This is a genomic window from Novosphingobium sp. MMS21-SN21R, assembly GCF_031846015.1.
Classification (GTDB): Bacteria; Pseudomonadota; Alphaproteobacteria; order Sphingomonadales; family Sphingomonadaceae; genus Novosphingobium.
In genome coordinates this window covers 2397224-2414061 of the sequence record NZ_JAVRDU010000001.1, presented here as the reverse complement: position 1 = coordinate 2414061, position 16838 = coordinate 2397224, and the positions used below count along the sequence as shown (strand labels likewise).

General features: G+C 61.6%; 18 protein-coding genes. 17 read left to right on the top strand and 1 reads right to left on the bottom strand.

The window, feature by feature from the left end:
- Positions 1-14: 14 nt before the first annotated feature.
- The 13 genes from RM192_RS11510 to RM192_RS11450 all read left to right on the top strand — a co-directional run bounded on the left by RM192_RS11510 (position 15) and on the right by RM192_RS11450 (position 11927).
- Complete coding sequence (locus RM192_RS11510) at positions 15-1076, top strand: DNA-directed RNA polymerase subunit alpha (RefSeq protein WP_311507693.1); 1062 nt, start codon at positions 15-17, stop codon at positions 1074-1076.
- 120 nt (positions 1077-1196) lie between these two features.
- Entirely contained in the window at positions 1197-1622 is a 426-nt protein-coding gene (rplQ, locus tag RM192_RS11505) for a 50S ribosomal protein L17 (protein WP_311507692.1), read from the top strand.
- A gap of 148 nt (positions 1623-1770) precedes the next feature.
- A complete protein-coding gene (locus RM192_RS11500) occupies positions 1771-3909 on the top strand; it encodes a prolyl oligopeptidase family serine peptidase (protein WP_409233807.1) in 2139 nt (712 codons plus the stop codon).
- Positions 3910-3964: 55 nt separating this feature from the next.
- Complete coding sequence (locus RM192_RS11495) at positions 3965-6202, top strand: prolyl oligopeptidase family serine peptidase (RefSeq protein WP_409233830.1); 2238 nt, start codon at positions 3965-3967, stop codon at positions 6200-6202.
- A gap of 129 nt (positions 6203-6331) precedes the next feature.
- Positions 6332-6925, top strand: coding sequence for a hypothetical protein (locus tag RM192_RS11490; RefSeq protein ID WP_311507690.1), 594 nt, complete (start codon positions 6332-6334; stop codon positions 6923-6925).
- Positions 6926-7039: 114 nt separating this feature from the next.
- Complete coding sequence (locus RM192_RS11485; RefSeq protein WP_311507689.1) at positions 7040-7570, top strand: hypothetical protein; 531 nt, start codon at positions 7040-7042, stop codon at positions 7568-7570.
- Positions 7571-7668: 98 nt separating this feature from the next.
- The gene (locus RM192_RS11480) at positions 7669-7992 is read left to right on the top strand and encodes a DUF1476 domain-containing protein (protein WP_311507688.1); all 324 of its coding nucleotides are present in this window, start codon (positions 7669-7671) and stop codon (positions 7990-7992) included.
- On the top strand, positions 7992-8225 hold the full coding sequence (locus RM192_RS11475) for a BolA family transcriptional regulator (RefSeq protein ID WP_311507687.1): 234 nt from the start codon (positions 7992-7994) through the stop codon (positions 8223-8225). Before RM192_RS11480 ends, RM192_RS11475 begins: the two co-directional genes overlap by 1 nt.
- A gap of 28 nt (positions 8226-8253) precedes the next feature.
- Complete coding sequence (grxD, locus tag RM192_RS11470) at positions 8254-8583, top strand: Grx4 family monothiol glutaredoxin (protein WP_311507686.1); 330 nt, start codon at positions 8254-8256, stop codon at positions 8581-8583.
- 309 nt (positions 8584-8892) lie between these two features.
- Positions 8893-9678, top strand: a complete 786-nt coding sequence (locus RM192_RS11465; protein ID WP_311507685.1) for an NUDIX domain-containing protein — start codon at positions 8893-8895, stop codon at positions 9676-9678.
- A gap of 70 nt (positions 9679-9748) precedes the next feature.
- Positions 9749-10036 (top strand): hypothetical protein, encoded by a 288-nt coding sequence (locus tag RM192_RS11460; RefSeq protein ID WP_311507684.1) that lies wholly within the window; start codon positions 9749-9751, stop codon positions 10034-10036.
- A 156-nt stretch (positions 10037-10192) separates the two neighbouring features.
- Positions 10193-10555 carry a hypothetical protein gene (locus tag RM192_RS11455; RefSeq protein WP_311507683.1) on the top strand — a complete coding sequence of 121 codons (363 nt, stop codon included), beginning with the start codon at positions 10193-10195 and terminating at the stop codon, positions 10553-10555.
- Positions 10556-10643: 88 nt separating this feature from the next.
- Positions 10644-11927 (top strand): amidohydrolase family protein, encoded by a 1284-nt coding sequence (locus RM192_RS11450; RefSeq protein ID WP_311507682.1) that lies wholly within the window; start codon positions 10644-10646, stop codon positions 11925-11927.
- A gap of 3 nt (positions 11928-11930) precedes the next feature.
- Here the strand turns inward: RM192_RS11450 and RM192_RS11445 are convergent, their stop codons facing one another.
- On the bottom strand, positions 11931-12302 hold the full coding sequence (locus RM192_RS11445) for a LysR family transcriptional regulator (RefSeq protein WP_311507681.1): 372 nt from the start codon (positions 12300-12302) through the stop codon (positions 11931-11933).
- A gap of 66 nt (positions 12303-12368) precedes the next feature.
- Here RM192_RS11445 and RM192_RS11440 point away from each other — a divergent pair, with 66 nt between their 5' ends.
- From RM192_RS11440 to RM192_RS11425, 4 genes are all read left to right on the top strand, one after another.
- Positions 12369-13499, top strand: coding sequence for an aminotransferase class I/II-fold pyridoxal phosphate-dependent enzyme (locus RM192_RS11440; RefSeq protein WP_311507680.1), 1131 nt, complete (start codon positions 12369-12371; stop codon positions 13497-13499).
- Between the two features lie 140 nt (positions 13500-13639).
- Complete coding sequence (locus tag RM192_RS11435) at positions 13640-15589, top strand: pilus assembly protein TadG-related protein (protein WP_311507679.1); 1950 nt, start codon at positions 13640-13642, stop codon at positions 15587-15589.
- 59 nt (positions 15590-15648) lie between these two features.
- Entirely contained in the window at positions 15649-16185 is a 537-nt protein-coding gene (locus RM192_RS11430; protein WP_311507678.1) for a TadE/TadG family type IV pilus assembly protein, read from the top strand.
- Positions 16179-16835, top strand: a complete 657-nt coding sequence (locus RM192_RS11425) for a pilus assembly protein TadE (protein ID WP_311507677.1) — start codon at positions 16179-16181, stop codon at positions 16833-16835. The genes RM192_RS11430 and RM192_RS11425 overlap by 7 nt, the downstream gene beginning before the upstream one ends.
- Positions 16836-16838 lie beyond the last annotated feature (3 nt).

Here is a 16838-nt window from a genome sequence, read left to right as displayed (position 1 = left end):
CCCAGGGGAATTCCATGACTGTCAACATCAAGAACTGGCAGGAACTGAAGAAGCCCAACAATCTCGAGATCAAGTCGGGCAACGACTCCAAGCGCCGTGCGACCTTCGTCGCCGAACCGCTGGAACGTGGCTTTGGTCTCACCCTCGGCAACGCGCTGCGCCGCGTGCTGTTGTCCTCGCTGCAGGGCGCAGCCGTCACCTCGATCAAGATCGAGAACGTCCTTCACGAATTCTCGTCGCTCGCCGGCGTGCGTGAAGACGTGACCGACATCGTCCTGAATGTGAAGCAGATTGCACTGAAGATGCAGGGCGAAGGCCCCAAGCGTCTCCAGCTTTCGGCAACCGGTCCGGGCGAAGTCAAGGCAGGCGACATTGCCGTCACAGGCGACATCGAAGTCCTCAACAAGGACCTCGTGATCTGCAACCTCGACGAAGGTGCAACCTTCAACATGGAACTGACGGTCGATACCGGCAAGGGTTACGTCCCCGCCGTGTCGAACCGCCCGGTTGACGCGCCGATCGGTCTTATCCCGGTCGACTCGCTCTATTCGCCGGTCCGTCAGGTCTCGTACAAGGTCGACAACGCGCGCATCGGTCAGGAGCTTGACTACGACAAGCTCAACCTGATGATCGAAACCGACGGTACGGTGACCCCTGAAGACGCCGTGGCCTATGCCGCGCGCATCCTGCAGGACCAGCTGTCGCTGTTCGTCCACTTCGACGATCAGGTTCCGGTCGGACATGTTCCTTCGGTTGCGGGCGTTGCTGCCCATGCGCCGGAAGAAAGCGATGCCAACCAGCTCAATCGTTACCTTCTCAAGAAGGTCGACGAATTGGAGCTGTCGGTCCGCTCGGCCAACTGCCTCAAGAACGACAACATCATCTACATCGGCGATCTCGTCCAGAAGACCGAAGCCGAGATGCTGCGCACGCCGAACTTCGGCCGCAAGTCGCTCAACGAGATCAAGGAAGTTCTCTCCTCGATGGGTCTGCGCCTCGGCATGGACATCCCCGGCTGGCCGCCGGAAAACATCGAAGAAATGGCCAAGAAGCTCGAACAAGAGCTGCTGGGCTGAGCAATTTCAGGGCGTCCTTCGCGGGACGCCCTGTTTTCGGGGTGATTTGGCGGCAACCCGTAACAGCCGCCTGGATCGGGGTACCTCGCACGGCCCCCCTACGAACTGAAGGAAATACCCATGCGTCATAAAATGGGCCAGCGTAAGCTTGGTCGTACCTCGGCTCACCGCATCGCGATGCTTCGCAACATGGCGGCAGCGTTGATCAAGCATGAGCAGATCACCACGACCACGCCAAAGGCACGCGAACTGCGTCCTTATCTCGAAAAGCTGATCACGCTGGGCAAGAAGGGCGGTCTTTCGAACCGCCGTCTCGCACACGCACGTCTGCTCGACGATGCGCAGCTGCAGAAGCTGTTCACCGTTCTGGCCGAGCGCTATGCTGATCGCAACGGCGGCTATACCCGGATCATCAAGGCCGGTTACCGCGCTTCGGACGCCGCTCCGATCGCCGTGATCGAACTGGTTGACCGCGACGTCTCGGCCAAGGGCCAGGACTCGGGTCCGGTGATGACCGCTGACGAGGACGAATACGAAGCCGCATAAACTGCGCTTCGGTTCAGCCGAACACATGACGGGCGGGGCTTCGGCTCCGCCCGTTTTTGTATGGGCATTTCGCGCTCCGGCGCTTGCATGTGCGGCAATCGCGTCTAGTTTCCTGTGCAACCGGAATGACTCACCTGAAAGCCTTTCCATGCCAACGATCCGCACCCTTCTTGCCGCATCCGCGGCGGCGCTCCTTGTCGCGCCAGCAAACGCCCATGCACAGGACAGAGCCTTGAACTATCCGTCAACAGTACGCGGACCAGTGGTCGATACGGCATTCGGCCAAAAGGTTGCCGATCCCTACCGCTGGCTTGAGGCCGACGTGCGCGAGGACAAGGCGGTTGCTGCGTGGGTGGAGGCACAAAGCAAATTCACCGCTGATTATCTGGCCCGGCTTCCCGAACGGCCCGCCTTTGAAAAGCGACTTAAGGCCTTGTTTGATTTTGAACGCGTCGGGCTTCCGGTGAAGGCAGGCAAGTTGCTGTTCTTCCGTCATAACTCCGGCTTGCAAAACCAGTCGGTCCTTTATGCGCGCAATGTGGACGGCACAGGGGAACGCCGCGTGGTGATCGATCCCAATGCCTGGGCCAAGGATGGGGCAACTGCACTCGATGACTGGCAACCGTCGGACGATGGGGTCCGTCTTGCCTATAGCGTGCAGGATGGCGGGTCTGACTGGCGCACGATCAGGTTTCTTGACGTCGCGACCGGTCAGGTACTGCCGGATACGCTCGAGCACGTGAAGTTCTCTCATATCGCGTGGGCCGGACGCGATGGCGTGCTCTATTCGCGCTTTCCTGCACCCAAGGACGGCGAGGCTTTCCAAGCGGTGAGTTCCAACCAGTCGGTGTGGTATCACAAGCTCGGCACGCCGCAATCGCACGACCGCCAGGTTCACACCACGCCCGTAAATCCGCGCCTCTATCATTCCGCCGAAGTCAGCCATGATCAACGCTGGCTGGTTGTCTCGACCAGCACAGGCAGCGAGAAAGGAAATGCAGTCGGTGTCGCGGCGCTGGGCAAGGGCGAGTGGACGGTTCGACCGCTTGTTACCCCGTTGACCGATGAATGGTCGTTGATCGACGGGATCGGCGACAAGTTGTGGTTCGTCACCAGCAAGGATGCGCCGCGCAAGAAGGTGGTCATGGTGGACCTTGCGGGGCCTCAGCCCGTGTTTTTGACAGTGGTGCCAGAAGATGAAGCGGTGCTGGAAAGCGCCAGTATCGTTGGCGACAAGCTGGTGCTGAACTATCTGCGCGATGTGAAGGCCGAATTGCGGCTCGCCACGCTGGACGGCAAGCCGGAGGGGACGCTGGCATTGCCGGGAATCGGCAGTGTTGGCGGGGTGCAGGGCGATCCGGGAGACTCGCAAGGGCACTTCGTGTTCAGCGGCTTTACCCAGCCTGCGACGATCTACAGTTTCGATACAGGCAATGCCGCCTCCACCAAAATCTGGGCAGCGCCCAAACTGACCTTCGATCCCGCCCGGTTCGAAACGCGGCAGGTGTTCTATCCGTCCAAGGATGGTACGAAGATCCCTATGTTCGTGATCCGCCGCAAGGATCTGGCCGGGCCGCTACCGACGATCCTCTATGGCTACGGCGGGTTCAACATATCGATCCTGCCCGGATTCTCGGCGGCGCGCATGGCCTGGCTCGATGCGGGCGGCGCGTATGCCGTGGCCAACATCCGAGGCGGCGGAGAATATGGCGAAGCGTGGCATCTGGCGGGCAAGGGCGCGACCAAGCAGAACGTTTTCGACGATTTCATTGCTGCAGGCGAATGGCTGAAAGCCAACGGAGTGGCTGCAAAGGACGGACTCGCGGTCGAGGGCGGTTCCAACGGCGGGTTGCTCGTCGGCGCGGTGGTCAACCAGCGTCCCGATCTGTTCGCGGCGGCGCATCCGGCTGTCGGCGTGATGGACATGCTGCGGTTCGACCGGTTTACTGCCGGTCGCGAATGGGTGTTCGACTATGGCTATCCCGAGAAGGAAGCCGATTGGCGGCTGCTGCGGTCCTACTCGCCCTATCACAACGTTGCTGGGGGCAAGACGTATCCGGCGATCCTGACGACGACCGCCGATACCGACGACCGCGTGGTGCCGGGGCACAGCTTCAAGTATGCGGCGGCATTGCAGGCGGCAGATATCGGGCCGAAACCGCACCTGATCCGCATCGAGACGCGCGCCGGACACGGCGCAGGGACGCCGGTTTCCAAAATGATCGAGGAGTCTGCGGACGTCTACGCCTTCCTCGCGCACTGGACGGGGCTGAAGCCGCAGGACTGACCTTCAATTCATCTCGCCACTGTGCCGCTTGCGGTGCTACTGTGCGGGCATAATGATGTGGGAGAAGGATCTGTTGGCCCGGCGCGCTTTTGGCGCGGCGGTGATCGCGTCGCTGGTTTTGGCGGCAGGGCCACTGCGTGCTGAAAATGCAGCGGAAAGCATCGGCGTTCCGGTCACCACATCCAGCGGAGCAACCGCGGCGCCAAGCCGCCTGATCCTGCCGCGTAGCGCCTATCCGGCAACCCGCAGCGACGCGCTGGTCGAACAGGCCTTTGGCGAGCGGGTGGCCGATCCGTTCCGCTGGCTTGAGGGTGATCCCCGCCGTGATGCGCAAGTCGCAGGCTGGATCGCCGGGCAGACCGCGCTTTCGTCGGACTATCTCGCGCGGCTGCCGGGGCGTGACCGCTTTGCCGCGCGCATCCGCAGCCTGTTCGATTTCGAACGCTATGGCCTGCCGCGCAAGGCAGGTGGCCGCTATTTCTATACGCGCAATTCGGGCTTGCAGAACCAGTCGGCATTGTGGGTGCGCAAGGGTGTGAACGGTGAGCAGCGGCTGCTGCTTGATCCCAACACCTGGAGTGCAGATAGTTCGCTGGCGCTGGCGCAGTGGGAGCCAAGCCCGAGCGGCAGGTTCCTGGCCTATGCCGAGCAGGAAGCAGGGAGCGACTGGCGGCGGCTGCGCGTGGTTGAAGTGGCAACGGGCCGCGTGCTTGACGACCGGCTCGACTGGGCAAACGACACCGAAATCGCTTGGATCGGTGATGAGGGCTTCCTCTATTCGCGCTTTCCGGCGCCTGCCGCTGGCGCAGATGCGCGCGCGCCGCGCTTCGGCAAGGCGGTATGGTTTCACCGCGTCGGCACGGCGCAGGACCGGGACGAGCAAGTCCATGCCACGCCCGACCATCCCGAATGGAGTCACAAGGCTCAAGTGACGAGCGACGGGCGCTGGGCCGTGATCGTCAGCGAAGTCAGCACCGACAAGCGCAATGCCGTCCACCTGATCCAGATGGATGGGCGTAAGGCGGGACAGTGGCAGGCCGAGGCGCTTGTACCTGAGATTGCTGACCACTGGAAACTGGTGGCAGGCACAGCTAACCGGCTGTGGTTCCTGACCGACCGTGGCGCGCCGAACTTCCACCTTGTTACCATCGACCTTGCCAATGCACGCGAAGGCTGGCGCGTGATCGTGCCCGAGCGTGGGAACGCGCTGGAAGGGGCGCGAATGATTGGCGATCGTTTCCTGCTGTCCTACCTGAAGGACGGCCAAAGCGTTGCGGTGATGACCGACCGCAAAGGGCGGCCCGGCAAGGCGATCACGCTCAACGGCATCGGCACGGCGAGCGGCTTTGGCGGAAGACCCGGCGATGCCGAGACGTTTTACCAGTTCAGCAGCTTCGCCACACCGCCCGCGATCTACCGTATGAATTTGCGCAGCGGCGAGGTGACGCCCTTTGCCGTGCCCAAGATGGCGTTCGATCCTGCCGACTACGAAGTCGAGCAGCGCAGGTTCGCGTCGAAGGACGGGACTCAGGTGCCGATCTACATCGTACGCAAGCGGGAATTCGCGCAGGCGCGCAGGGCGCTGCCGACGCTTCTCTACGGCTACGGCGGTTTCGATATTTCGCTGACGCCCGCCTATTCGCCGGTGCGGATGGCGTGGCTCGAGGCGGGCGGTGCGTTTGCACTGGCCAACATTCGCGGCGGCGGAGAGTTCGGGAGGAGCTGGTACGAGGCCGGGCGGCGCGAGAACAAGCAGAACAGTTTCGACGATTTCATCGCGGCGGGCGAATATCTGATCGGTGAGGGCATCGCGGCCAAGGGCGCGCTGGCCATTCAGGGCGCTTCGAACGGCGGGCTGTTGGTCGGCGCGGTGGTCAACCAGCGCCCTGATTTGTTCGCGGCTGCCAATCCCGATGTTGGTGTGATGGACATGCTACGGTTCGACCGCTTCACCTCGGGGCGGTTCTGGGTGGATGACTATGGCCGCCCGGACCGCGAGGCGGATTGGCGAACCTTGCGCCGGTATTCGCCCTATCACAACATCGCGGGCGGTAAGGTCTATCCAGCAATCCTGGTCACCACCGCCGACAATGACGATCGTGTCGTGCCTGCGCACAGTTACAAGTATGTTGCCGCTTTGCAGGCGGCCGAGATTGGTGACAGGCCGCATTTGCTGCGCGTCGAGACGCGTGCAGGCCATGGCGCGGGCAAGCCGGTGGACAAGGTGATCGGCACAGGCGCCGACGTACTGGCGTTTCTCGGTTATTGGACGGGACTGTCGCCCGCCGAATAGTTGTTCATATTTTGCGGGATTTTTATGAACAGCAGCTGTCCTGCCGGTTCAGCGTCATCTCACCGCGGCTCAGGCAAACCTTCATTCATGGCGGGGAGTGGCCCTGCCGATGAAGTGAAGGATCGGACCATGAAGACATTCTCCAAGGCCCTGGTCGGAACTGCCGCCGCCGCTGCGGTTGCAGTGTCTTCGGCCACTCCGGCGATGGCGCGTGATCATCGCGGCGGAATCGACGGCGGCGATATCGTTGCGGGCGCACTGGTGATCGGTGGCATCGCCGCAATTGCCGCTGCTGCGGGCAATAACAACGATCGCTATGATCGCTACGGCTATGGCGACAACGACTGGCGCGGCCGCGATGGTTGGAATGACGGTCGCTACCGTGACAATTACTATGGGCGCGGCAACGCGCGCAGCGCGATCGAGCAGTGCGTCAACACCGCCGAACGGACCGCATCACGTTACAGCTATGGCCGTGCCGACGTGACCGACGTGCGCGACATTCGCCAGACCCGTTGGGGCTATGAAATCCGAGGCCGTATCGCGGTCAATTCGAACGGGCGTGACTGGCGCCGGGGTGATCGCGATTATGGTCGCGGCTGGAACGGCGATTATCGGGGTTGGGACAACTCGTTGCGCGGCTACGACAGCGGCTCGTTCAAGTGCAAGGTCGAGCGCGGACGGGTTGTCGATATCGACTACAGCGGCATCCGCGGGCTGTAAGGTCGGCAGGGCGGTTCAGGCATCGGAAAGCCTGGACCGCCTAACCCGCAAGGCATAATACGGGGTTTCGGCGGCCAATTCGTGGCCAGCGCGAACCGGCAAAGGGTTCGGACCATGGCGCGCATTTTTGCAAAATCGGCACTGGCACTGGCTGGTATGGCAACTGCCATGATCCCGCTCGCCGCAGAAGCGCGGCCCGGTTGGGGCGGCGGCGATCGTCACTGGCACCGGGATCGCGGGATCGATGGCGGCGATGTGCTGGCCGGCCTGCTGATCTTCGGCGGTATTGCCGCCATAGCCAGCGCTGCATCCAAGTCGAACGATCGCCGCGACGACAACTATCGCTATCGCCCTGAGCCAGCACCAAACGACACCTACCGCCAGGACGATTGGCGTCCGAATGAAACCCGGCCCTATGAAGGGCAGGGCACGTCTCCTCGCGCGGCGACGCGCGGCATCGACGATGCGGTTGAGCGCTGCGTGGACGAAGCTTCGCGCAAAGGTGACGTCGAGGAAATCTATGATGCCACCCGCGCCGGGAACGGGTATCGGGTCTCGGGCACGCTTCGCAACGGAGATCGGTTCTCTTGCGACGTGAACGGTGAGGGTGGCATCCTGCTGGACTTGCGCCGCAGCAACTTCTGACGCTGCCGGGACCCGCAAATCTTTCGTTGATCCCTTGCAGCAGCGGCGCGCGCTGACTATCGGCTAGGGAAAGCTTCTTTTGAAGGATTCACCGGCCCATGACCACTTTCGACGATCGCGAGAAGGCTTTCGAGGCCAAGTTCGCCCGTGACGAGGAAATGCTGTTTCGTGTCCATGCACGCCGCAACCGGCTGCTGGGCACCTGGGCGGCCGAGCGCATGGGCCTCGATGCGGCCGAGACCGAGGCTTATGCCAAGTCGGTTGTTCAGGCTGATTTCGAGGAAGCGGGCGATGAAGACATGGTCCGCAAGATCCTGGGCGACCTGACGTCGGCGGGCGTGGAAACTGACGAAGCCGAAATCCGCCTGGCGATGGAGGCCAGGTCGGTCGAGGCGCGCCGCCAGTTGATGGGCGAAGCCTGATGGCAATGCCCGCCGCAGAGATCGAGGCCTTGATCCGCACCGCGCTGCCGGATGCCGAGATCGAGATCACCGATCTTGCAGGTGACGGCGATCATTACGCGGCGCGGGTCGTATCATCCGCCTTTGTTGGCCTTCCGCGCGTGAAACAGCACAAACTCGTGTATGATTCGCTTGGCGGGCGCATGGGCGGCGTGCTGCACGCCTTGCAACTGACCACCGCCGTTCCCAACTGAGTACGGCGTGAAAGGAACAAGATCCCCGATGTCCAGCACCACCGAAGAACGCCTGACCGAAATCGTCAAGGGCAACGATGTTGTCCTGTTCATGAAGGGCACGCCGCTGTTTCCGCAGTGCGGCTTTTCGAGCAAGGCCGTGGCCATCCTCGAACACCTCGGCGTCGAATATTCCAGTGTGGATGTTTTGCAGGACATGGAAATCCGCAGCGGCATCAAGTCGTTTTCGGACTGGCCGACGATCCCGCAGCTTTACGTGAAGGGCGAATTCGTCGGCGGATCGGACATCATGATGGAGATGTTCCAGGCCGGTGAGTTGCAGGAACTGATGGACGAGGCTGGCGTCAAGGCCGCCTGATCAGATCCAATTGACGGTTCCGGGCGCGGTCGGCTTTGCCGGTCGCGCCTTTTTCTTGGGCTTTGGTGTTTTTCCGGGAGGTCCCGGGAGAGGCGGAGCCAAGGAGACCGGGGGGACTGGCTCCGCCTCGAGAAGAAGCTACTCTTCGGGACACAGCTAACAATGCAGGAGCCGTGCCAAATGTCGCAAACGGCGGATTTGCGCAATTCTTGACCAGATGATTTTGCGGAATCAAGGCTGATTGTAAAAACTGCCGACACAAACTGCCAGCTTGGCAAGGCCAGTGCGGCGGGACATGATGGACAGGTAATGGAAACCAACGAACTCGACGCCGACACTTGGCTGGCCAAGACAGCTCAGGCAGCAACCATCGTGATCTTTCGCCGCGACACGGCGGGCGGGCCGGCGCAATTGCTGATGGTAGAGCGTAATGCCAGCCTTGTGTTTGCAGGCGGTGCCACGGTCTTTCCGGGCGGCAGAATCGATCCTGCCGACCGCGTACTCGCCGCGCGGCTGGGTGGAGAGCCTGACGACATGGCCGCGCGCATTGCCGCCGTGCGCGAAACACTTGAGGAGACGGGCCTCGTCGTGGGCATCGACGGCATTGTCGATGGAGCGATTGCTGCCGAGGCGCGTAAAATGCTGTTGGAAAGCGGCGAACTCGCGCCTGTGCTCGATGCTTTCGGCTGGACATTAGTGCCTGACCGGCTGGTGTCGTTCGCGCGCTGGTGGCCGCGTCAACGCGCTGAAAGAATTTTCGACACCCGCTTCTTCCTTGCGGACCTTGGCACCGGTGCGGTCGACATAACCGTCGATGCGACGGAAAACCGTCACTTGTTCTGGGCCAGCGCTGCCGAAGCGCTCGAACTTGCCGAGCAGAAGAAGATAAAGATCATTTTCCCCACCCGCCGCAACCTTGAACGGCTCGCCCGGTTCGATAGCTTTGAAACGGCACGCGCGCATGCCGTGGCCACGCCGGTCGGGACGATCAGCCCCTATGTCGAGGAGCGTGATGGACAGATGTGGCTGATGATACCGGATGGCCTTGGCTACCCCGTGCGCGGCGAACCGGTGGAAACGGCGCTGAGGGGGTAGGGATTTCCCCTGAACCAGGTTTCACTGCGGATTGAGGATTTTGGCGCAGGGTAACCGCCGAGGTGACCCCATGACTGGTTCGCATGCCCTGTCTGCCGAATACTCCGTGGTCGCTCGGCGGGATGCTTCCCAGAGCGGTCCGCGATCTGCCGAGCCGATCGACCCGCCGGTGCGCTCGCCTGTGCACGAGTTGCAGGATCAGTTGATCATGCGGCAGGCGGCAGGTTTTGGCGATGCTACGGGTGAAGAGCTCCGCCGCGCCGACGCGGCACCGGGGTGGGTGCGGCTTTCACTTCCGTTTTCGCTTTCGCTCGGGTTGTGGGCATTGATCTTCTGGATCGTGAGCCTTGTCCGGTGACCGCTGCGTGCCGTAACGATTTTTTATGGGTTGAAGGCTATCTAGGTGTTCATGCGTAGCCCACTCGACAACTTGACCCCAGGTCAGATCGCCCGCTCCGGGACCTGTGTCGCAGTCGCGACAGCCCTTGCGCTTGGTTATGGATATGTCACGGACATGCTGACGCCGCTACTTGCAGGCCTCGGCGGTTTCGTGCTGGCGTGCAGTCTGCTGCTGGCCGCGCCAAAGCAGCGGGCAACCGAACTGCTCGGTGCCGTAACGGTATGGATGTGCTTTGCCGAATTTCTTTCGACGATGCAGAGCGGGCACTTCGCGCTGTGGCGGTTGTGCGTATCGGTAGCCACCCTCGGCTGCGTCATGGCGGTCATTCGCGTGCAGCACTTGCGCGATCTTACCCGGCGTGCGCCCGATACACGGCTGGCTGATCTTGATCGGCGCACGATCAGCGGCATCGGCGTCTTGCCTCCGCTCGATGCGAAACTGGCCCAGCTGCGCGGCGAGGATGTTCCCGCAGCTTGATTGCCGAATGCCCGGCGTAAAAGGGTGCCGAGCCGCATTGTAACGCTGCGCCAACCGCTTATGCTCGCGGATGACCGAAAGGAAATCCATGAGCTTGCTCCACCGCATTGTCGCCTTGGCTGTCCTTGCCGCCCCAATGTCGGCCTATGCAGCCGAGAAGCAGGAAGCGCTTACGCTGCTGCGTCCTGACGCGGTGTTCGATGGCGAAACTGCCGTTTTGCACAAGGGATGGGCGGTTCTGGTGCGCGGCAACCGCATCGAAGCGGCGGGACCGGGCATTGCCGCCCCTGCCGAAGCCTCCGTCATCGACCTGCCCGGCACCACGCTCATGCCCGGCATGATCGAGGGGCATTCACACCTCTTCCTGCACCCATATAACGAGACGCCGTGGGACGATCAGGTCCTGCATGAATCGGTTGCCCTGCGCACCGCGCGGGCGACGGTTCATGCGCGCGTCACGCTGATGGCGGGCTTCACAACCGTGCGCGATCTTGGCACCGAGGGGGCGGGCTATGCCGATGTCGGGCTGAAGCAGGCGATCGAGCAGGGAATCGTGCCCGGCCCGCGCATGCTGGTGGCCACGCGCGCGATTGTCGCGCCGGGTGCCTATGGACCGCGCGGTTTCGAGCCGGGCACAGTGACGCCGCTTGGCGCGGAGGAAGCAGGCGGGCCGGCGCTGGTCGATGCGGTCCGGCGCCAGATTGCTGCCGGGGCTGATCTGGTGAAGGTCTATGCCGATTACCGCTGGGGGCCGGGCGAGCCGAGCCGCCCGACCTTTACCGAAGGCGAGTTGAAAGCGGCGGTCGAGGCAGCGCACAGCGCGGGGCGGCAGGTCGTTGCTCATGCCAGCACCGCCGAGGGGATGCGCCGAGCGATAGCAGCAGGCGTCGACACCATCGAGCATGGCGACGAGGGTACGACCGAAGTCTTTGCCGCGATGAAGGCCAAGGGCATCGGCTTTTGCCCGACGCTGGCCGCAGGCGACGCCATCGCACGCTACCGCGGATGGAATGGCGCGTCGCCAGTGCCTGCCAGCGTGCAGGAGGGTTTTGACGCGCTGGCAAGGGCACGCAAGGCAGGCGTGGCGATCTGCATGGGCGGAGACGTCGGCGTCTACGCACATGGCGATAACGCGCGCGAGGCCGAAATGATGGTCAAGGCCGGGATGACGCCGGGCGAGGTCGCCATTGCCGCAACGTCCGGCAACGCGCGGATGTTCGGCATCGGCGGCAAGCTTGGCGCGGTGAAGCCGGGGCTTCTGGCGGACCTGGTGGCGGTCGAGGGCAATCCGCTTGTCGACATTGCTGTGATCCGCAAGGTGGCGCTGGTGATGAAGGATGGTGTGCTGTGGAAAGGGCCGGTGGAGCGGTGACCTTCAGGCCTTCTGGCTGACTTTCGGCTCATTCAGAAGGGCTGCTGCCAGTGCTTTGTAGTCCGCGCAGTCCGATGTCCCCTGCAACCGTGATTGCAAGGCGCGGTAGTGGCTCAGCACCGCATCGCCGAACGCGGTCACTTTCGCGCCGCTCCCTTTGGCGCTGCCGGGACTGGTCTCGACCAGAGGTTCGAGCCAGCAGCGGTTCATGGCGTCGACCAGCAGCCAGGCGCGACGGTAGCTCATATCCATCCGGCGGGCGGCGGCGGAGATCGATCCCTCTTGCGCGATGGCGACCAGCAGGTCGGCTTTGCCTGGGCCCATCGCGATTTCGTCACCGCAGTAGAGCTGGATCTTGAGTTTGAGGCGTTGCATGGCACGCAGGGTACCGATGCGCGAGGCGGACTTGCAACTTGTTTCGGTGGCAACTAGCACGCTGCAATGATCGCCCAGGTAGAACCGTTCCACGCCATCGCCGTCAGCCGCCTTGCCCACGAGATGGAAGCTGAGGGCGCCAGCGTTATCCACATGGAGTTCGGGCAACCCTCCACCGGCGCACCGGCCCGCGCTATCGCGCTGGCGCACGAAGTGCTCGACAATGAAGCGATGGGCTATTGGGAGAGCGTACCGCTGAAGAGCCGGATCGCGCACAGTTATGCCGAGAATTACGGCGTGATGGTTGAGCCGGAGCAGGTGATCCTGACGTGCGGTGCTTCGCCCGCTTTCGTCATGGCGCTGTCGTGCCTGTTTGTCCCCGGCGCACGGGTCGCGCTCGCGCGGCCGGGCTATGTGGCCTACCGCAATACCTTGAAGGCGATGTATCTGGAACCGGTAGAGATGGAATGCGGGCCGGATGAGCGTTTTCAGGTTACCGCTGCCGCGCTCGACGCACTTGATCCGGTGCCAGACGGCCTGATCGTGGCAAGCCCGGCCAATCCGACCGGCACGATCATCCCGCCCGAAGATCTGGCGGCCATCGCCCGAGTCTGTCGCCGCAAGGGAATCCGCGTGGTTTCGGACGAAATTTACCACGGCCTGAGTTACGGCACACGGGCGGCCTCTATGCTGGAGCATCTGCCTGACGCGGTGATCGTCAATTCGTTCTCCAAGTATTTCAGCATGGCAGGCTGGCGGTTGGGCTGGCTGGTGGTGCCGAAAGACCTGATCGGCGCGGCGCGGGCGCGCATGGGCAATCTGTTCCTGACGCCGCCGGTATTGGCACAGAAGGCGGGGTTGATGGCGTTCGATTGCCGGGAAGAGCTTGAGGGCCATGTCGCGACTTACGCGCGCAACCGGGCCATCTTGCTCGAAGCCTTGCCGAAGATGGGGCTGGGGCGCATCGCCCCGCCCGACGGGGCGTTCTACATCTATGCCGATGCCAGCGAGTTCACCTCTGACAGCCTTGCGTTCTGCGAACAGCTGCTGCGCGACACTGGCGTATGTACCGCGCCCGGGATCGACTTCGACCCAGTTGGCGGGAAGCACTTCATCCGCTTCAGCTTCGCGGTTTCGACCCCGTTGGTAGAGGAAGCAGTGCACCGCATCACGCCATGGTTTGCGGCCCAAAGATGAACTGCGGTTTCGCCAAACGTCACGTTAAATTCATTTATAAACTCTATATTTCAAATAGTTGAATTACCTATAAGGGTAAGACTCTGGCAAGACCTTCGGTTGCTTCTGGCATCATTGTCAGCAGCAGAAGTTGGTAAACAGTGCCACGATTCCTTTCCAGACTTCGCCGCAGCCGGGCAGGGAGCGTGCTACCGCTAGCCGCGGCGAGCGTGCCGGTAATCGTAGCGCTGATCGGCGGCGGGCTCGACATGAGCCGCACCTACAAGGCGCGCAACCGTCTTCAATCAGCCTGTGACGCAGGCACGCTGGCTGGCCGGCGCGCCGTTACCACCAATGGCTATGATCAAACCGCAAGAACGCAAGCCACCACGTTTTTCAACACCAATTTCAATCAGACGGATGTGGGGGCAAGCGGCACAACGTTTGCGACGAGTTCCCCCGACAGCGGCAATCTTGTCAACGGGACGGCTTCGACAGCCGTGGAGACCGTGGTGATGGGCCTGATTGGGGTTGAGACGATCGACGTTTCAGTTGATTGCAGCGCGACGATGGGGGTCGGTAACAGCGACATTACGATGGTGCTCGACACCACCGGGTCGATGGGTTGGGAGCTTTCGGGCACCTCGACCACAAGGATCGACGCCCTTCGCGCGGCCATGAAGAATTTCTACACGACGGTGAGCGCGGCAACGCAGGGGTCAAACGCCCGGGTGCGATATTCGTTTGTTCCCTATAGTTCATCCGTGAATGTCGGTCGTCTGATCAACAATCTGGACCCGGATTATCTTGTCGATGAATGGCCGATTCAGTCGCGGACACCTGTTTACAATACCGTAAATGAGAATGTGTTTGTTGGCTGGGGCAATCCGGTAAACAGCAGTCAGGAGGACTATAGCACCCCGACCAACGGAACCGATACGGTGTACAGCAATTCATCGTACAAAAAGAAGGGTGACTGCGAGGATGACTTGCCTGCAAATGGATCGTGGGTAAACGATGGTGATCCCTATCGTAACCCTCCAAGCACGACGATCAATGGCAATGGTCAGCAGGTAGTGACTGTTAAAATCGACTATCCTCAGAAGAGAAATACATATGTCTGTCTGAAAGATGATAAAAAATACTATATCTACACTAGAACACAGTCCAGAAAATATTCTGTCTACACGTACGAAACATCCGATCCGGTCTACGAAACACGTTCAAGGCAGGTTTTTAGTCACTTTGCGTACAAGCAGGTGACCTATGACGTCAGCAGCTACAAGAATTTCCAAGCGGCAAGTGTGCCCAACGGCACGGATGGCGCAACGATTTCCTACACATGGAAGGGCTGCATCGAAGAGCGAGAAACTGAATCCGACAGTGCGTTCAGCTACACGAAACTCACGGGCATGAGCCCGTCGACTGCTCTTGACCTGGATATCGATTCCGCGCCTGAGTCAGGCGACGATACGACCCGTTGGGCTCCGATGTGGCCCGAGGTCGCTTATTATCGCACCCAGCGTGTGAATGATCGAACCAGCCTTACCAACGTCTCCGAGACTCTCCGGGGGGACAAGGCAGATTCGTATTGCCCATACCAAGCGCAGTTGTTGCAAACGATGAGCCAGTCGGCTTTCTATACTTATGCCGACTCTTTGCGGGCAGAAGGGTCAACCTATCACGATCTGGGCATGATCTGGGGCCTGCGCCTCAATTCGCCGGATGGGCCGTGGGCCGACACTGTGAACATTGCGCCGAGCAATGGCGGCAAAGTTTCTAGGCATATAATCTTCATGACCGACGGTGAGCTGGCTCCGAGCAATACCATTCAGTCGACGTACGGGATCGAATGGCACGACCGTCGGATTACCGATGACGGCAGTTCGTCACAGTCCAACCGCCACTCCGCTCGCTTTCGCGTGCTTTGCGATGTCGCGAAGGCCAAGGGCTTCAGGGTTTGGGTGATCGCGTTCGCCTCTGGCATGACAACCGATCTCGGCTATTGCGCCTCGGACAACAGTTCCTACACCGCCACGAATGCGGCCCAGCTCAACACAGCCTTCCAGGAAATCGCCAAGAATGTCGGCGAACTGCGGGTCTACCAGTGAGGCGAGGAGCACCCTTCCTTTGGTCCTGCCGGCTGGTCGCAGATAGTGCGGGCGTCACCGTGATCGAATTCGCGCTGATCGCACCGATGTTCCTGCTACTGATCGTCGGCTGTCTTGATCTTGGCCAGATGGTCTATGCTGTGGGCGTGCTCGATGGCGTCGTCGAAAAGGCTGCTCGCGATTCCTCGCTGGAAACAGGGGATACCGCTGCTGCCGACGCCAAGGTGCAAGAGGTCATTCTCAAGGTTCTGCCCGGCGCTGACGTATCCTCAACCCGCCGCAGCTATTTCGACTTTTCTGACATTGAGCGGCCCGAACGCTGGAACGACGCCAACAACGATGGCGCCTGTTCCGAGGGCGAGAACTATGTGGACGAGAACAACAACGGCGATTGGGACTCCGATGTCGGATCGACCGGCAATGGCGGGGCAAACGACGTGGTGATGTACACCGTCACTGTCCGCTATGACCCGATCTTCGCGCTCCCGCTCGTGCCAATCGACTGGAGCAGACGCGAGATCGCCTCGACCGCGGTTCGGCGCAACCAGCCCTTCGCCACGCAGGATGCCCTCGGTTCACAGAGCGGCACATGCTGAAGCGCGCGGGCCAAATCGTCCGGCGTCTGGCCAGCTGTCGTTCGGGCGTTTCCGTGGTCGAGTTCGCGCTCGTCATGCCGGTCATTCTCTCGATCGGGCTATACGGGGTCGAGATCGCCTATCTGAACACGGTCGACATGAAACTCAGTGAAATTGCCCTGACGCTGGCGGACAACGCTTCGCGCCTTGGCCAGACCGACAACAGTGCGGTCACGCCGACGGTGACCGAGGACGATGTCAATGAAGTCATGCTGGGTGCGCGCGCGCAGGGGGACACAATCAACATCGGGACGCGGGGCCGGATCATCCTGACCAGCCTTGAGCGCGACTCTGCTACCGGCAAGCAGTTCATCCATTGGCAGCGCTGTTTCGGCAGTCTTGCCCGGCAGTCTGCCTATGGCAACGCGACATCGCGCAACGGCTTGAACGGCGCAGTCATCACCGGGCTGGGCAGTGGTCCGAACAAGGTAACGGCTACCAGTTCCAGCACCGCCGTGATGTTCGTCGAGGTCTATTATTCCTACACAGGTCTGGTCGGCGACACGTTCGTCTCAAACCGCGTAATCAAGAAGGAAGGCGCCTACCTGATCCGCGACGAGCGCAACCTCACTCCCGGCGTGACCGGCACCGGCGGGCAGTATCCTTGCTGAATC